This window comes from Hymenobacter sp. 102 (genome assembly GCF_049949205.1).
GTDB lineage: Bacteria > Bacteroidota > Bacteroidia > Cytophagales > Hymenobacteraceae > Hymenobacter.
In genome coordinates, this window is sequence record NZ_CP188172.1 from 2911087 (window position 1) to 2926302 (window position 15216).

15 protein-coding genes are annotated in these 15216 nt (G+C 59.5%); 7 read left to right on the forward strand and 8 right to left on the reverse strand.

Going from position 1 to position 15216, the window contains the following annotated elements; genetic code table 11:
• Nucleotides 1-4 precede the first annotated feature (4 nt).
• Complete coding sequence (locus tag ACN19L_RS12435) at nt 5-1834, forward strand: tetratricopeptide repeat protein (RefSeq protein WP_426489823.1); 1830 nt, start codon at nt 5-7, stop codon at nt 1832-1834.
• A gap of 237 nt (nt 1835-2071) precedes the next feature.
• On the forward strand, nt 2072-3793 hold the full coding sequence (gene recJ / locus ACN19L_RS12440; RefSeq protein ID WP_426489824.1) for a single-stranded-DNA-specific exonuclease RecJ: 1722 nt from the start codon (nt 2072-2074) through the stop codon (nt 3791-3793).
• Between the two features lie 139 nt (nt 3794-3932).
• Here recJ and ACN19L_RS12445 read toward each other — a convergent pair whose 3' ends face one another.
• Together ACN19L_RS12445 and ACN19L_RS12450 are read right to left on the reverse strand one after the other, a co-directional pair.
• Complete coding sequence (locus ACN19L_RS12445; protein WP_426489825.1) at nt 3933-4457, reverse strand: hypothetical protein; 525 nt, start codon at nt 4455-4457, stop codon at nt 3933-3935.
• Nucleotides 4458-4553: 96 nt separating this feature from the next.
• Entirely contained in the window at nt 4554-4928 is a 375-nt protein-coding gene (locus ACN19L_RS12450; RefSeq protein WP_426489826.1) for a DoxX family protein, read from the reverse strand.
• Nucleotides 4929-5160: 232 nt separating this feature from the next.
• Here ACN19L_RS12450 and ACN19L_RS12455 point away from each other — a divergent pair, with 232 nt between their 5' ends.
• The 5 genes from ACN19L_RS12455 to ACN19L_RS12475 all read left to right on the forward strand — a co-directional run bounded on the left by ACN19L_RS12455 (nt 5161) and on the right by ACN19L_RS12475 (nt 10398).
• Nucleotides 5161-7005, forward strand: a complete 1845-nt coding sequence (locus ACN19L_RS12455; RefSeq protein WP_426489827.1) for a peptidase M61 — start codon at nt 5161-5163, stop codon at nt 7003-7005.
• A gap of 66 nt (nt 7006-7071) precedes the next feature.
• Nucleotides 7072-7803: an LPS export ABC transporter ATP-binding protein gene (gene lptB, locus ACN19L_RS12460; protein ID WP_426489828.1), complete on the forward strand. Its 732-nt coding sequence runs from the start codon at nt 7072-7074 to the stop codon at nt 7801-7803.
• 117 nt (nt 7804-7920) lie between these two features.
• On the forward strand, nt 7921-9453 hold the full coding sequence (locus ACN19L_RS12465) for a GH3 auxin-responsive promoter family protein (RefSeq protein ID WP_426489829.1): 1533 nt from the start codon (nt 7921-7923) through the stop codon (nt 9451-9453).
• A gap of 101 nt (nt 9454-9554) precedes the next feature.
• Entirely contained in the window at nt 9555-9998 is a 444-nt protein-coding gene (locus tag ACN19L_RS12470; RefSeq protein ID WP_426489830.1) for a toxin-antitoxin system YwqK family antitoxin, read from the forward strand.
• Nucleotides 9999-10221: 223 nt separating this feature from the next.
• Complete coding sequence (locus ACN19L_RS12475) at nt 10222-10398, forward strand: hypothetical protein (RefSeq protein WP_426489831.1); 177 nt, start codon at nt 10222-10224, stop codon at nt 10396-10398.
• A gap of 87 nt (nt 10399-10485) precedes the next feature.
• On the opposite strand, the gene ACN19L_RS12480 is transcribed toward ACN19L_RS12475, so the two are convergent.
• The 6 genes from ACN19L_RS12480 to ACN19L_RS12505 all read right to left on the reverse strand — a co-directional run bounded on the left by ACN19L_RS12480 (nt 10486) and on the right by ACN19L_RS12505 (nt 15167).
• Entirely contained in the window at nt 10486-11268 is a 783-nt protein-coding gene (locus ACN19L_RS12480) for a TIGR00266 family protein (RefSeq protein ID WP_426489832.1), read from the reverse strand.
• Between the two features lie 93 nt (nt 11269-11361).
• Nucleotides 11362-11724, reverse strand: coding sequence for a hypothetical protein (locus tag ACN19L_RS12485; protein WP_426489833.1), 363 nt, complete (start codon nt 11722-11724; stop codon nt 11362-11364).
• A 170-nt stretch (nt 11725-11894) separates the two neighbouring features.
• Complete coding sequence (locus ACN19L_RS12490; protein WP_426489834.1) at nt 11895-12572, reverse strand: hypothetical protein; 678 nt, start codon at nt 12570-12572, stop codon at nt 11895-11897.
• 160 nt (nt 12573-12732) lie between these two features.
• A complete protein-coding gene (gene gltX, locus ACN19L_RS12495; RefSeq protein ID WP_426489835.1) occupies nt 12733-14274 on the reverse strand; it encodes a glutamate--tRNA ligase in 1542 nt (513 codons plus the stop codon).
• 161 nt (nt 14275-14435) lie between these two features.
• Nucleotides 14436-14633: a hypothetical protein gene (locus tag ACN19L_RS12500; RefSeq protein WP_426489836.1), complete on the reverse strand. Its 198-nt coding sequence runs from the start codon at nt 14631-14633 to the stop codon at nt 14436-14438.
• Between the two features lie 150 nt (nt 14634-14783).
• Nucleotides 14784-15167, reverse strand: a complete 384-nt coding sequence (locus ACN19L_RS12505) for a RidA family protein (RefSeq protein ID WP_426489837.1) — start codon at nt 15165-15167, stop codon at nt 14784-14786.
• Between the last annotated feature and the right edge of the window lie 49 nt (nt 15168-15216).

Consider the following 15216-nt stretch of genomic DNA (forward strand, 5'->3'; position numbering starts at 1 on the left):
GCGTATGAACAAGTCGTTGCGTTTGTTGGCCGGGGTGAGTATGGTGGTGGGGCTGCTGGCGGCCGGCCCAGCTGTAGCTCAGGAACAAGAAGACAGTCAGGTACAGCTGGCCCGCGAGTACGAGCGAAAGGGAGACCATGAAAAGGCGGCCTTCCTGTTCAGCCGCCTGCGTAATGACGAGCAAATTGCGCCCAACATCCTGCCCGACTACCTGGCCGCGCTGCAGGGAATGAAGCAGTACAAAGAAGCTGAAAAGCTGCTGAAGCGGGCCATCAAGCAACGGCCCGGCGAAGCGGCGTTGCCCGTCATGCTAGGCCAGCTGTACGCCCAATCCGTTGATGAGCTGGCCGCCAGAAAGCAATGGGATAAAGTGCTTAGCCAACTGACCGTGGAGCAGGTGCCAGCCGTAGCCTGGGAATTTCAGCGACTAAACCAGCCCGATTGGGCCGTGCGCACCTACCTGCGCGGCCGCGAGCTGGCCCGCTCCGAAACCGAGTTCGGTCCCCAGCTCATTCAACTCTACACCCGGCAGAACCAGCCGGACAAGCTGATGGGCGAAACCCTGCGCCTGTTGCAAACGGATGAGCAGCAGCTGCCGTTCGTGCGCAACATGCTTCAGAACAGCCTGCAGGAGGAAAAGGACTTTGCCGCCCTGGAAAAGGAGCTGCTGAGCTTGGTGCAGAAAAACCCCGACCGGCCCGCCTACAGTGAGCTGCTGCTGTGGCTGCAGGTGCAGCGCCGCGACTTTACCGGGGCGCTGGTGCAGGCTAAAGCCCTCGACCGGCGGGGGCGCACAGAAGGGCAGCGGGTACTGGAGGTGGCCGAAATTGCCCGTCGGAACAAAGACTACGAAAGTGCCATTCAGGCCTACGACTATTTGGTGCGCGAGTACCGCAACAGCCCCTACTACGCCCTGGTGCGGCAGCGGCTGGTGCAAACCCGTGAGGAACAGGTGCGCACCACCTACCCCGTGAACGTGGCCCAGCTACGCGGGCTGCTGCAGGAATACGAGCAAGTGCTCCAGGACCTGGGCCGCACGCCCGAAACGGCCCCCGTGCTGCGCAGCATGGCCGCGCTGCGGGCATTTCAGCTGGATGAGAAGGAGCCGGCCATCAAGCTGCTCAACGAAGTAATTACCATGCCCCGCGCCAGCCTGGAGGTGGTAGACCAGGCCAAGATTGACCTGGCCGACATCTACCTGCTGCGCGCCGAGCCTTGGGAGGCCACGCTGCTGTACTCGCAGGTGGAAAAGTCGCACAAGGACACGCCGCTGGGCTACGAGGCCAAGCTGCGCAACGCCCGCCTCAGCTACTTCGCCGGCGACTTCAAGCTAGCCCAGTCGCACCTGGATATTCTGAAGCAGGCCACCAGCCGCGAAATTGCCAACGATGCCATGCAGCTCAGCCTGCTCATCACCGACAACACGGCTATGGACACCGCCGGCGTGGCCCTGCGCGACTACGCCGCCGTGGAGCAGCAGGTATTCCAGAATAAGGTGCCCGAAGCTCTGCGCGGCCTCGATGCGCTGCTGACTAAATACCCCGGCCACTCCCTGCAGGACGAAGCCTGGTTTCTGAAAGCCCAATTGCTGCGCCGCACCGGCGACTACCCCGGTGCCCTCAGCACCCTGGAGCGCATCACGGCCAACCCCAAGTACGATGTGCTCAGTGACGATGCCCTGTTCCTGGCGGCCAGCATTCTGGAGGAAAATGTGCAGGACCGGGAGAAAGCCCAGCAGCTCTATAACCAGGTTATCACCAAATACCCCGGCAGCATTTACGTGGCGGAGGCCCGCAAACGCTTCCGCAAGCTGCGCGGCGATGTGGTGAACTAGCCTCGCTCGGATAAAATTTTTCGGCGTTACCCAAGTGCTACGGTTGAGCGGCATTTTCAAGCCCTATTCCAGCCTGTGTAAGAAGCTTGTAGCCTCCTTGCCAGGGGCGAAAAATTACATGGATGTACGCGCTCCGGCGGACATGCCGGATTCTGGTACTCTATGGAATCGGTCTAAATCCGTGCGTTTCTTTTCGTACTTTTGAAGATATAGCCCCCGGCAGTATCTGGCAGAAATATGGAAAAAAGATGGATTCGCAAGCCCGCGCCTGACGTTGAAAAAGTCCGGCACCTGGCCGACGCCCTACGCGTCAACGAGGCCATCGTTAGCCTGCTTTGCCAGCGCAGCGTGTGCACCTTTGAGGAAGCCCGCGCCTATTTCCGGCCCGACCTGAGCCAGCTGCCCGACCCGCTGTTGATGCGCGACATGGACCGGGCCGTGGACCGTCTGCTGCGGGCCCTGCACCTGGGTGAGCGGGTGCTGGTGTACGGCGACTACGACGTGGACGGCACCACCTCGGTGGCGCTGGTGTACAGCTACCTGCGCCAGTTCTTCGGGGCCGAGCGGGTGGATTACTACATTCCCGACCGGTACAAGGAGGGCTACGGCGTATCGGAGGCCGGCATCGACCACGCCCACGACTTCGGCTACCAGCTCATCATTGCCCTCGACTGCGGCGTGAAGGCGGTAGAGAAAATAACCTACGCCAACCGCCTCGGCGTCGACTTCATTATCTGTGACCACCACTTGCCCGGCCCCGAGCTGCCCCAAGCCGTGGCCGTGCTGGACCCCAAGCGCGCTGATTGTCCGTACCCGTTCAAGGAGCTGTCGGGCTGCGGGGTAGGATTCAAGCTGATGCAGGCGTTTACCCAGCGCCAAGGCCTGGCCGAGGACGACCTGTACGAGCTGCTGGACCTGGTGGCCGTGAGCATTGCGGCCGATATTGTGCCCATCTACGGCGAAAACCGCACGCTGGCCTTCCACGGCCTGCGCCTCATCAACGACCGGCAGCGGCCCCAGCGCCCCGGCCTGGATGCCCTGCGTGAGCTGGCTGGCCTGCAAACCGCCGAGCTGAACATCAGTAGTCTGGTATTTGGGTTTGCCCCCCGCATCAACGCCGCCGGCCGCATGGGCGACGCCAAGCGGGCCGTGGCCATGCTGCTGGCCGATACTACTGCCGAGGCTGTGGCTACGGCCGGTGTGGTGGACAAAACCAACCAGGAGCGCCGCGGCTTCGATACCAGCATTACCAAAGAGGCCCTGGAAATGATTGAGCAGGACGACCTGCTCCGCTCGGCCCGTACCACCGTACTGTTCAAGCAAGACTGGCACAAGGGCGTGGTGGGCATCGTGGCCTCCCGCTGCCTCGATAAGTACTACCGGCCTACCATCATCCTCACCGAAAGCAACGGTAAGGCCACCGGCTCAGCCCGCTCGGTGGTGGGGTTTGATGTGCACCAGGCCATTGAGGACTGTGCCGAGCTGCTCGACCAGTACGGAGGGCACATGTACGCCGCCGGCCTCACGCTGCCCGTGGAAAACGTGCCAGCCTTCCGGGCCAAGTTTGAACAGATTGTGGCGGGCCGCATCCTGCCGGAGCAGCTGATTCCGCCGGTGGAAATTGACCTCACGGTGCAGCTCAGCGACATTACGCCGGCTTTCTACCGCCTGCTCAGCCAGATGGAGCCGTTCGGGCCCGGCAACCCCAACCCGGTATTCGCCTCCGAGCGGGTGTACGCCGCCCCCGATTCGGCCCGCATTGTGGGCAACTCCCACCTTAAGCTCACTCTTACCCAGGATGGCCACCACACCGTAGATGCCATTGGTTTCGGGCTGGGCGAGTACTACGAGCGTATCCGTCAGGGCCAGCCCTTCAGCGTGTGCTATACTGTGGAAATGAACGAGTACCGCGGCATAAAAAACCTGCAGCTGCGGGTGAAGGATATTCGCTGGGAATAGTGCTGGGCGCATTGTCCGTACGAAATCCGTACGAACAGGGCCACGTAAATTGCCCGGTACGCTGTACCGGCTTCTGATCGGTCATAAGCACTAGGCTGACGCTGTTACCACCGGCAACAGCGTCAGCCGGTGGCCTACATTATTTGGCTACCGGATGCAAGGCGGTTGGCAGCAGGTATTTTTTGGCATTCCAGCTTAGAAACCCACTTGCAACATACAGGCCCGCAAAACCAGGCTGACTCGACTTTGAAGAACTAGTCTTCAGATCCTGGGGGCGGTTCAGTCGTATCCAAAGTGGACGGTCGTTCAGCCACCGCTCATCCAGAATTCGACGGTCGTGCAGATAGGCAGTGTATTTCTCCTGCACCCGTCCGTTACGACGGTAAATAGTGCGCTGCTGCCAGACCAGGACCTTGCGCTTTTTGTACTCCGAGGAATTGGTGTCGGTAGAGTATCTATATCCGCGCACCACGTGAGAGCGGCGCTTGTTAGATGCTTTCAGCACGAAACTGGTTTGTTGGGCCAGTTCCAAACGGGTAGCAGCGGCTACCTGCAGTAGCGAGTCCCGGGCAGCAGTAGCCTGAGATGCCTCCGTAAGTAATTGGGCACGGGCCCATTGACTGCCAAGAGTTATCAGGCCAATAAGAGATAAAGTACGCAGCATAAGAAAGGAGAGGAGGTAAACCCGGCTACTGCCAGTCAATAGCACTGGGAAGTCAGCAGATCATCAAAAATAACGCCAAGCTACGCCACGTATCTGTTACGTTTTTGCCGCTGGCCGCGTACTCCACCACACCCAGCCCATTAGTACCAACTGCAGGGGCAGCCGGAGCCACAGTGCCCACATGGGTACCGGCAGGCCTGCGCCGTGGGTTTGCAGCATGTATACGTTGGCCGGAAACACGGCTACCAGCAGCGCCAGCAGGCCCCAGGCTGCCCAAGGGCGGGTTGCCGGCCACAAAAGCCCGAGGCCGCCGGCCAACTCGGCCGCCCCGCTCAAATACACCAGCAGCAGAGGTGCCGGCAGGTAGGGTGGCACAATGCGCAAAAATCCTGCGGGATTGGTAAAGTGCGTAATCCCAGCCCCAATAAAGAAAACGGCCAGCACGGTGCGACTGATGGATTGTATGCGCATGCCGCCAAAGTACGCAGGAATAGAGCGAGCCAAGTTATTTGATCCAGCGTAACCAGGTTTTCGGCTCAACTGGGTTCGGTGGCGTTTGCATAGGTTAGTGTGTGGCATGTTAAGCAGGATGGAATGATTTCCGCTGCTTGCATGACAAGCCAGCCATTCGACAATCCCCCACCCATACTACCTATCTTCGCCGAGGCGTTAGTGCCGTATTCTATCTATTCTTGTTTGTTGTATGAAAACTGCTTTGCTGGCATTGGGCCTGAGCTTAGCCGCCACCACTGTCTGGGCGCAGCAGCCCGCCGGCTACCACGTTACCCTCAACTTGCAACAAGCCGCCAACGACCGGCTGAAAGTGGTGGTGAACACGCCCCCGGTGCAGGAAAACCAGGTAACCTACGTGATGCCCTCCGTTATTCCGGGCTCCTATTCCAAGAAGGACTATGGCCGCTTCGTGTCGGGCTTCAAGGCCTTCGACAAAAACGGCAAGACGCTGAAAGTCAAAAATAGCGGCCCCAACCTGTTCGTCATCGACGGGGCCCGGCAGCTGGCCCGGCTGGAGTACTCAGTGGATGATACCTGGGACGTGAAGCAGGACGACTCGTTTATCTTCCAGCCCGGCGGCACCAACTTCGACGCCGGCCGCAGCTTCCTGCTCAACCACTACGGCCTCTACGGCTATCTGGAGGGCTATAAAATGGTGCCCTACGAGGTGCAGGTAACCAAACCCGCCGAGCTGTTCGGGGCCACTGCTCTGAATGTGCGCCGGACCTCCGCCACCGAGGACGTATTCACGGCTCCCAGCTACGTAACCCTTTCCGACGGCCCCATTCTGTACGCCCGGCCCGATACGGCCAGCTTCAGCACCGGCGGGGCCCGCGTGTCGGTGGCGGTGCTATCGGAGAGCGGGCTGGTGAAGGCTGCCGACGTGAGCCAGATGCTGCGGCCCATGTCGGAGGCGCTGGCCAAGTTCTTCGGACAGATGCCGGTGCCGCGCTACCAGTTCCTGTTCTACTTCCCGGCCAGCGGCTCGCCGCTCAGCAGCAAAGACGGCCGGTACGGGGCCATGGAGCACAGCTACTCCTCCGTGTACTTTCTGCCCGAAATCAGCAGCCCCGAGCGGTTGAAAAGCATGGTGGTGGAGGTCAGCTCCCACGAGTTCCTGCACATGCTGGCCCCGCTCAACATTCATTCCCGCGAGATTGGCGAGTTCGACTTCCGCAGCCCGCAGATGTCGCAGCACCTGTGGCTGTACGAGGGCGTGACGGAGTACGTGGCCCAGTTGGTGCAGTTGCAGGGCGGGCTGATTTCGGAGGATGAGTTCCGGCAGACGATGCGCGGCAAAATCCGCGACGCGCAGAAGTACCCCGAGGGCGTATCCTTCACCGAAATGAGCCGCCGCATTCTGGAAAAGCCCTACGACGACATGTATGAAAACGTGTACAAGAAGGGTGCCCTCATCGGCCTGCTGCTTGATATCCGGATTCAGGAGCTGAGCCAGGGCCGCCAAACCCTGCGCGACGTGCTGCTGGCCCTGCGCCAGAAGTACGGCCCTACCCGCTCGTTCGAGGATAAGGACCTGATTCCGGAGGTGGTAGCCCTCACCAACCCGCAATTGCAGGAGTTCTTCGACCGGTACGTAATTGGCCAGGAGCCCCTGCCGCTGGCCGAGTACCTGGGCAAAATCGGGTGGGACTACGTGCCCAAGGCCACCGTCAAAATCCGGGCTTTCGGGCAGCTGGGCTTTAAATACGATGAAGCCCAAAAGGAATTCCAGACTACCGAAGTACAGCCCGAAACCAATGCCTTCGGTTTGCGCAACAACGACGCCATTCTGGCCGTGAACGGGCAACCTCTCACGATGGACAATGCCGAGCAGCTGCTCCGTCCATTGGTAGGCTCCGAGAATCTGTCGGATGCTCCCGTAACGCTTACCGTGCGGCGCGGTTCCACCACGGGTACCGTAAAAGGCACGCCCCAGGAGTACCAGGCTGAGGAAACCAACCGATTGGTAAATAGTACTGCGGCTACGCCTGCCCAGCTGGCTTTGCGTCGGCAGGTGCTCACGCGTAAGGGCTAAGTACCCGGACAACCTCTGCCGCCATCCGGCATTCACCTGCGACCTACCCACTACCTTTGCCCCACGATGATATTACGCGCTGAACATCTGGTTAAGAAATACAAGTCGCGCACGGTAGTGAACGACATGAGCCTGCACGTGGAGCAGGGCGAAATTGTGGGTTTGCTGGGACCGAACGGGGCCGGCAAAACCACTTCGTTCTACATGACAGTGGGCATGGTGAAGCCGAACGAAGGCAAGGTGTTTCTCGATGACCGGGACATTACCCGGCTGCCCATTTACCAGCGGGCCCGCCTGGGCATCGGCTATCTGGCCCAGGAAGCCTCCGTATTCCGCGACCTGAGCGTGGAGGAAAACATCCTGTCGGTGCTGGAAATGACCAACCTGCCCAAACAGGCCCAGCGCGACAAGGTGGAGGAGCTGCTCAATGAGTTCAGCCTGACCCACGTGCGCAAAAACCTGGGCCGGGTGCTCAGCGGCGGGGAGCGGCGGCGCACCGAAATTGCCCGGGCCCTGGCCGTGGACCCTAAGTTTGTGCTCCTGGATGAGCCCTTCGCCGGCGTCGACCCCATTGCGGTGGAGGAAATTCAGGGCATTGTAGCCAAGCTCAAGCACAAGAACATCGGCATCCTCATCACCGACCACAACGTGAACGAAACCCTCAGCATCGTGGACCGGGCCTACCTGCTGTTTGAGGGTAAGCTGCTGAAAGCCGGCACTGCCGAGGAGCTGGCCGAGGACGAGATGGTGCGCCGCGTGTACCTGGGCAAGCACTTTGAGCTGAAGCGAAAAATCTAGGCGGCCGGCTCCGGGCGGAGTCGGGTGCCAGACATTTCGGTAACTTTCCCGGGCGGCAGTCGGTACAGAGTATCCGGCTGCCGCCCGCTTGTTTTCCCCGTTTTTAGCTTCTATTCTGTGATTAGTACCGTTTTAACCTGGGCCGTGCAGCGTCGGCTGGCTAGCATCGAGCACATCCGGCAGCAGCCGCTGGATGCTCAGGCCCAGGTACTGACGGACCTGCTCCGCACCGCCCGCGCCACCGAGTGGGGCCGCCGCTACGGCTACGCCGAAGGACCCTCGGCCCGGGAGTTTGCCCAGCGGGTGCCCATCAGCAGCTACGAGGAGCTGTATCCGCAGATTGAACGGGTGTTGCAGGGAGAAGCCAACGTGCTCTGGCCCGGCCGACCGGCGTGGTTTGCCAAGAGCAGTGGCACCACCAACGCCCGCAGCAAATACATTCCCGTCACCCGGGAGTCGCTGCACGGGGGCCACTACCGCGCCGGCCGCGACATGACGGCCCTGGCTACGCTCTACTACCCCGAGGTGGATATACTGGGCGGCAAAACCCTGTCGTTGGGCGGTACGCACGGCCCTAACCCCTTTCGATCCACGGACGCCACTTCCCGCGTCGGCGACGTGTCGGCGGTTATCATGCAAAACCTGCCCGCCTGGGCCGAGTACGTGCGCACCCCACCGCTGGAGCTGGCGTTGCTGGATGAATGGGAGGAGAAGATTGAGCGCATTGCCCGCCACGTGCTCACCCAGGATGTACGGGTGCTGGCCGGCGTGCCCACCTGGATGATTGTGCTGCTGCGCCGGGTGGTAGAGCTGGCCCAGGCCGAGTCCATTCTGGACGTGTGGCCCCGGCTGGGGCTGTTCCTGCACGGAGCCGTAGCCTTCGGGCCGTACCGGGAGCTGTTCCGGCAGCTGATTCCCAGCCCGCAAATGCGCTACTTGGAAGTGTACAACGCCTCCGAAGGCTACATTGCGCTGCAGGATGAGCCCAACTCCGAGGACCTGCTGCTGCTGCTTAACCACGGCATTTACTACGAGTTTGTGCCCATCGACCAGTGGGAAGCTTCCGAGCCCCGCGCCATTGGGCTGGAAGAGGTGGAACTGGGGCGTACTTACGCGCTTATCATCAGTACCAACGCCGGCCTCTGGCGCTATAAAATCGGGGATACAGTACGGTTTACCAGCTTGGTACCCTACCGCATCCGTATAGTAGGGCGCACCAAGCATTTTCTGAATGCCTTCGGGGAGGAGGTAGTGGTGGAAAACGCCGATGCCGCCATTGCAGCTGCCTGCCAGGCCACCGGCTCTACCGTGCGGGATTACACGGCCGCTCCCATCTACTTTGCCGCGCACAATGGCACCTCCCGGGGTAGTCATCAGTGGCTGATTGAGTTCACGCAGCCACCCGAGGCCGTCAACCTGCCCCACTTCACGCAGGTACTGGACGCCACCCTGCGGCAGCTTAACTCCGACTACGACGCCAAGCGCCACCGCGACCTAGCGCTGCAGTTGCCGGTTGTTACGGCCGCGCCGGTCGGTACTTTCGAGCGGTGGCTGGCCTGCAAAGGCAAGCTGGGCGGGCAGCACAAAGTACCGCGTCTCAGCAATTCCCGGGAATTTCTGGAGGAATTACTTTCACAACTAAATAATTAGTTGTAACTATCCGGTACAGCTTTTCTCTGTTGCCGATGCGCTATTTAGTTTGTTGCCTGTTATGTGCTCCGCTTGTTGCGGCTCTGGTAAGTTGTGCCACTGTGCAGCAGCGTGGCCCCATCGGGTTCTGGTCCCGCAACCGCTTTCATGCCGCCGATGATAAGCGGCACGGCCCCTGGCGGGAGTATTTCGATATGGCCGAGCAGCACCCTGCCAATGCCGGGCGCTACCGGCACGGGCTGCCGGTGGGGCGGTGGCGCTATTACCACCCCACAGGCGGCCTGGAGCGGCAGGAGCAGTTTTACCGCCGGCCACCGGGCCTGCTCACCATCCGTTACTACCATTCCAACGGGCAACTGGCTCGGCAGGGGCAGGCGCGGTATCGGATTACGGATGCTAACGTGCGGTTTTTCTGGTTTGGCGAATGGAAGTGCTACGATACGGCCGGCCAGCCGCAGCCCTCGGAGTTTTACCGCAACGGAATAAAAACGACTACCAGCCTCCTTACCCCTGCTGGCGACTCTGCAAAGCATCCCGGCCGCTAAGCCGCGTGAACAGAGAAATTGCACCATAACTCGACTGTAGAGCCGCGAAATAATCGACTGATTGGAGGTTGGAAAGGCAGTAGCTGCTTAGCCAGTGATAGTTTAAGTTAGTCGGGAGGAAGCGGCAATCCGTCGGGTGTCGGAAATCGTAAAGTGTATTATGTCGGGAAAGACCGTTATATTTCCCTATTCGGTTTCTGATCTGTTTCCAAAATTCCCACAAATGGATACTATTTCTACTTCTGCTTCCTCCCCAGGGCGGCAACGGCGGCGTTATCGGCTGAAATCGAGCAGTCAGCCGGAAGCTAAATCCCATAAGCTCACCGTGGTATTTATAGGGCTGATACTGCTGGCCCTGCTGGCCAGCATCGGCGTTATTGCCGCCACGGCCGTTACCTGAGCAGCTCAGTACCCCCACATACGCAAGGCCCGCCGACTGGTAATACTACCTGTCGGCGGGCCTTGCGTATGTAGGGATTGGGCGAAGCTATTCGTCCAGAATACCGCCCACAATGTTGCTGAAGATGCCACCGCTTTCCTTTTGCGCATTGCTGCCGTTGGGAGCTAAGGCCTGGATCAGCTTTTTCACAGGCATGGACTGCAGCCACACGCGGCCGGTGCCGCGCAGCGTGGCCAGCAGCAACCCTTCGCCCCCGAAAATCATGGATTTCAGGCCGCCCGCGCGGGCAATGCTGAAATCAATGCCCGGCTCGAAGGCCACCACGCAGCCAGTATCCACGCGTAGCAGTTCGTTGGTGAGGTGTTTCTCGATAATGGTGCCGCCGGCGTGGATAAAAGCTTTGCCGTCACCGGTGATTTTCTGCAGGATAAACCCTTCACCCCCAAAGAAACCGGCTCCCAGCTTTTGGTTGAAGTGCAGGCTGATTTTGGTGCCCTTGGCCGCGGCCAGGAAGCCATCCTTCTGTACAATCAGCCCCTGGGGTAGCTGGCGCATATCCACCGGAATGATGGTGCCGGGGTAGGGGGCTGAAAACGCCACGTGCGCCTTGCCGTAGCCGCCCCGGTGCGTGAAGTGCGTCATGAACAGCGACTCGCCCGTAATCAGACGGGTACCGGCCGAAAACAGCTTGCCCATGATGCTCTGATTTGCGTCCGAGCCGTCGCCCATCTTGGTTTCGAAGGCAATGGCTTCGCTCATGTATACCATAGCCCCGGCTTCGGCCACTACGGTTTCATTGGGGTCCAGCTCTACCTCCAGCACCTGAATATCATTGCCGAGAATTTTATAGTCCACATCGTGCGACTGCATCGGGAAAAAGGTAAGGGTGAAAGGATGCCCAAGTATAGCAAAAGCCCGATGAAATCGGGCTTTTGCTATATCCACGCGGGAGCGGGCAATGTGCTATTCCCGTTCTTCCGTCGGAAGCTCGTCATCTTCGGCCGCGGCTTTGGCCCCCTTCTTCTTGGCCTCGGTGCTGGTGCGACGCATGAAATCCTCGTCCGATTCCTCGGGCTCCTGAATTCCATCTTCGAGGGGGAAATTCTCATCTTCATCTTTCTCCCCGAATTGTCCGTCGCGGTTCACCAGCTTTTTGTCGCGCACGTGGCGGTTCAGAAACTGGTTGATATCCTCGATGGAATAGTTAGAGGTGATTTCGCCCAAGGGGTTCACCTTGATTTCGAAGCCCTCCAGTTCCTTATGCACCCGGGCTTTTTTCTCGGGGTCGATGGCTTTTTTCTTCGGGTTAACGGGTTTTTTGGCCATGATGTGGGGATCTTAAGCAACAATAAAAGCCGAGAACCGGCTCTTTCTGCATACGATCCAGCAAGCCTACGGTTTACGCACGGTGTCGCCTTACAGCATTGTACCTGCCGGTCGCACGTATAAAAGGCCCTCACCACCAGTAACTGCGGTGCATTGAGCGGCCGCCCTATTTAGAGTCGATAGCCGGCTGATAAACCGATAATCGACGTTAACCCCCCAGGGTAGGACAGAACAGCAAGGCCGCCCCGGGCACCGAGTGACACCTTTGGCGTCATCTGGTACTCGTACTCGGTGCGGAGTTGCCCACCCGCAGTCAGGCCCTGCTTGGATTGCCACCAAACAAGGGCACCGGTAATGATACCGTCGGAGGAACGGATAAGCGAATAGCTAGCAAGTTCGTCATCCTCATAATGCCACAAAGAAGGTCCGGCAGCCAGCCGCAAAGCGTGGCGAGGAAACTTGAGTAGGTCGTATGCCAGCAATGCATCCAGCGTAAGCCGCTGGGTGGGGCGGCCGGTAAAATCAATTGCAAGTTCCGCTACGTGCCAGCTACTCCGCGACTTTCGATACCCTAGCTCTAGCTTGGCAGCTACCCGCTCATTTTGAAAAGGCCGCTGATATCCTATCTGATACCAGTAGCCAGCGTCTGTTGGTAATCCTAATCCATCGGGCAGGCACATTCTACTGACAGCCCCATAAACTTCCTGCCTGAGTGCTGCTGTGGCTTGCCCGCAAGCATAGGTGCCAGGCAAGAGCAGCAGGGCCGGAGCGAGATATAATGCTTTCATCCGCTGACTTGAAATAAGGTATAGTACACTGTTTGGTTTGAAGCTGGGCAGGCCGGTCAATATCTTCCAAGAACGGTAATATTAGGGCCGGATAACAAGCCAGTATGCTAAACAAAGTAAGAAGGGGCTATCCTCTGACAGTGCAGATCAGGTAATGTAAAACGCCCGCCCGGACAAAGCCAGACGGGCGTTTTCAGACGCTGAAATTACAGGCGCTTGCTTAAGCGGGCAGCGCAGCTACGGCCGCCTGAATGCGGGCAGCAGTTTCCTGCGGGCCCAGAATGTGCATGATGTGCATCAGGTCGGGGCCGGCGGCGTTGCCGGTCACGGCCACGCGCAGGGCCTGCAGCACCTGCCCGATTTTCAGGCCCTGGGCTTCCAGCACCTGCGTGAGCAGGGCCTTGATACCATCGGCCGAAGCATCGGTGGTAGCGGGTAGCTGGGCAGCAAAGGCAGCCAGGGCCGCCGATACCTGCGCGTTCCACTTCTTGCTGATTACCTGCTCGTCGTAGCTGGTGGGGCGCTGGAAGAACAGTTGGGCTTCCTTCGCCAGGTCGGCGGGGAAGGTAGCGCGCTCCTTCACCAACGCGGCAATGGGCTCGGCCTGGCCAGCGGGCACCGAAATGCCCTGCTTGCTCAGCTCGTCGGTGAGGTACTGGGCCAGCTCGGTGTCGGGCTTGGCGCGCAGGTACTGCTCGTTGTACCAGCGCACCTTGTTCTGGTCAAAGCGGGCCGGCGACTTGCTCACGCGCTCAATTGAGAAGGCCTCAATCAGCTCGTCCATCGTGAACAGTTCCTGCTGGGTGCCGGGGTTCCAGCCCAGAAAGGCCAGGAAGTTGATGAACGCCTCGGGCAGGTAGCCCGATTCGCGGTAACCGCTGCTGACGGTTGGCTCGCCGGTTTCAGCGTCCTTGCCGTGGAACTCCAGCGGAAATACCGGGAAACCCAGCTTATCACCGTCGCGCTTGCTCAGCTTGCCGGTGCCGTCGGGCTTGAGCAGCAGAGGCAGGTGGGCAAACTGGGGCATAGTGCTTTCCCAACCCAGGTAGCGGTACAGCAGCACGTGCAGTGGAGCCGAGGGCAGCCACTCTTCGCCCCGGATGACGTGGGTGATTTCCATCAGGTGGTCATCCACGATGTTAGCCAAGTGATAGGTCGGCATGCCATCCGACTTCATCAGTACCTTATCGTCAATGGAAGATGAGTGCACCACTACCCAGCCCCGGATGAGGTCGTTGAAGCGAACTTCTTCCTTGCGCGGCACCTTCAGACGAATTACGTAGGGCGCGCCCGAATCCAGCAGCTGCTGCACTTCCTCGGCCGGCAGGGTCAGGGAGTTGCGCATCTGGGCGCGGGTGATGCTGTTGTACTGGGGGTTAGGCACCTTGGCGGCCGTGAGGCGGGCACGCATGGCGTCCAACTCCTCGGGCGTATCGAAGGCGTAATAGGCGTAGCCGTCCCGGATAAGCTGGTCGGCGTACTGGCGGTACATGGGCTTCCGCTCGCTCTGGCGGTAGGGGGCGTGGGGGCCGCCCTGCTCAATTCCTTCGTCGATTTCAATGCCGCACCAGCGCAGCGAATCCATGATGTACTGCTCGGCCCCGGGCACAAAGCGGTTCTGGTCAGTGTCCTCGATGCGCAGCAGCATCTTGCCGCCCAGCTTCCGGGCCAGCAGGTAGTTATACAGCGCAGTGCGCACGCCGCCGATGTGCAGCGGCCCCGTGGGGCTGGGCGCAAAACGCACCCGTACTTCTCTTTCCATAAGTCAGTCAGTTCGCGGCATTTTCGGGTGGGAAAATGCGCTGCAAAGGTACGAAACCCACCGCGGGTACCCAGCACCACCGCAATATTGTGTCGCTACCCCACAAAAACGCCACGCAGCAGGTAGCTGCGTGGCGTTTTTGCAGAGTGTAAGAAGCTACATCAGGCGGCCTGTCGGCGGGCACTCAGCCACAATACTAGGCCTAGCAGCGTGATGCCGCCCTTGATAGCCCAGGCCACCGTGGCACCCCAGTTGTTCATCCAGTCCAGCAGCGGAAACCGGAAATTTGATGGTAGCAGATAGGGCGCCAGAATAGCAATCAGCCCGGCGAAAAACAAAAAAATACCCAACTCGCGCATAGTGGTAAGGTTATGAAGTAGTGAATGTATGTACTAGCGAATTCAACGTTCAATAGATTCCAGACGCACAATCTGCGCAATTCGCGCGTGCGGTGCAACCCCAACACCAGAATCACTCCTTCACTATTTCCCCACCACGCTATTTCCCCGCTATTGCACAGCAATACAGGATATTTCTACCAGCACATCTTTGGGTAATCGGCTTACTTCCACCGTTTCGCGGGCAGGAGCATAGTCCGCCTCAAAGTAGTTACCGTAGATTTCGTTGATGAGACTGAAATTGCCTAAGTCTTTTACAAAAATGCTGCACTTCACCGCGTTGCGCAGCGTCAGACCGGCCGCATCCAGCACGGCCTGCAGATTGCGCATCACTTGGTGAGTCTGCTGGGCTACGTCGCCTTCGCCCACCAGCTGGCCGTTGGCATCAAGGGCAATCTGGCCCGATACGTACACGGTGTTGCCGGCCTGAATAGCCTGGCTGTACGGGCCGATGGGAGCAGGAGCCTGGGGCGAGAAAATGATGGTATGGGCCATGAAGCAGGGCAAGTAAGAGTGGAGAAAGAAGAAACGCAAAGTAAGGGGA

What these genes read in the sequence shown, in the direction of transcription:
- ACN19L_RS12435 (WP_426489823.1), top strand. Translation starts at nt 5, where the DNA reads ATGAACAAGTCGTTGCGTTTGTTGGCCGGGGTGAGTATGGTGGTGGGG.
- recJ (WP_426489824.1), top strand. Translation starts at nt 2,072, where the DNA reads ATGGAAAAAAGATGGATTCGCAAGCCCGCGCCTGACGTTGAAAAAGTC.
- ACN19L_RS12445 (WP_426489825.1), bottom strand. Translation starts at nt 4,457, where the DNA reads ATGCTGCGTACTTTATCTCTTATTGGCCTGATAACTCTTGGCAGTCAA.
- ACN19L_RS12450 (WP_426489826.1), bottom strand. Translation starts at nt 4,928, where the DNA reads ATGCGCATACAATCCATCAGTCGCACCGTGCTGGCCGTTTTCTTTATT.
- ACN19L_RS12455 (WP_426489827.1), top strand. Translation starts at nt 5,161, where the DNA reads ATGAAAACTGCTTTGCTGGCATTGGGCCTGAGCTTAGCCGCCACCACT.
- lptB (WP_426489828.1), top strand. Translation starts at nt 7,072, where the DNA reads ATGATATTACGCGCTGAACATCTGGTTAAGAAATACAAGTCGCGCACG.
- ACN19L_RS12475 (WP_426489831.1), top strand. Translation starts at nt 10,222, where the DNA reads ATGGATACTATTTCTACTTCTGCTTCCTCCCCAGGGCGGCAACGGCGG.
- ACN19L_RS12480 (WP_426489832.1), bottom strand. Translation starts at nt 11,268, where the DNA reads ATGCAGTCGCACGATGTGGACTATAAAATTCTCGGCAATGATATTCAG.
- ACN19L_RS12485 (WP_426489833.1), bottom strand. Translation starts at nt 11,724, where the DNA reads ATGGCCAAAAAACCCGTTAACCCGAAGAAAAAAGCCATCGACCCCGAG.
- gltX (WP_426489835.1), bottom strand. Translation starts at nt 14,274, where the DNA reads ATGGAAAGAGAAGTACGGGTGCGTTTTGCGCCCAGCCCCACGGGGCCG.
- ACN19L_RS12500 (WP_426489836.1), bottom strand. Translation starts at nt 14,633, where the DNA reads ATGCGCGAGTTGGGTATTTTTTTGTTTTTCGCCGGGCTGATTGCTATT.
- ACN19L_RS12505 (WP_426489837.1), bottom strand. Translation starts at nt 15,167, where the DNA reads ATGGCCCATACCATCATTTTCTCGCCCCAGGCTCCTGCTCCCATCGGC.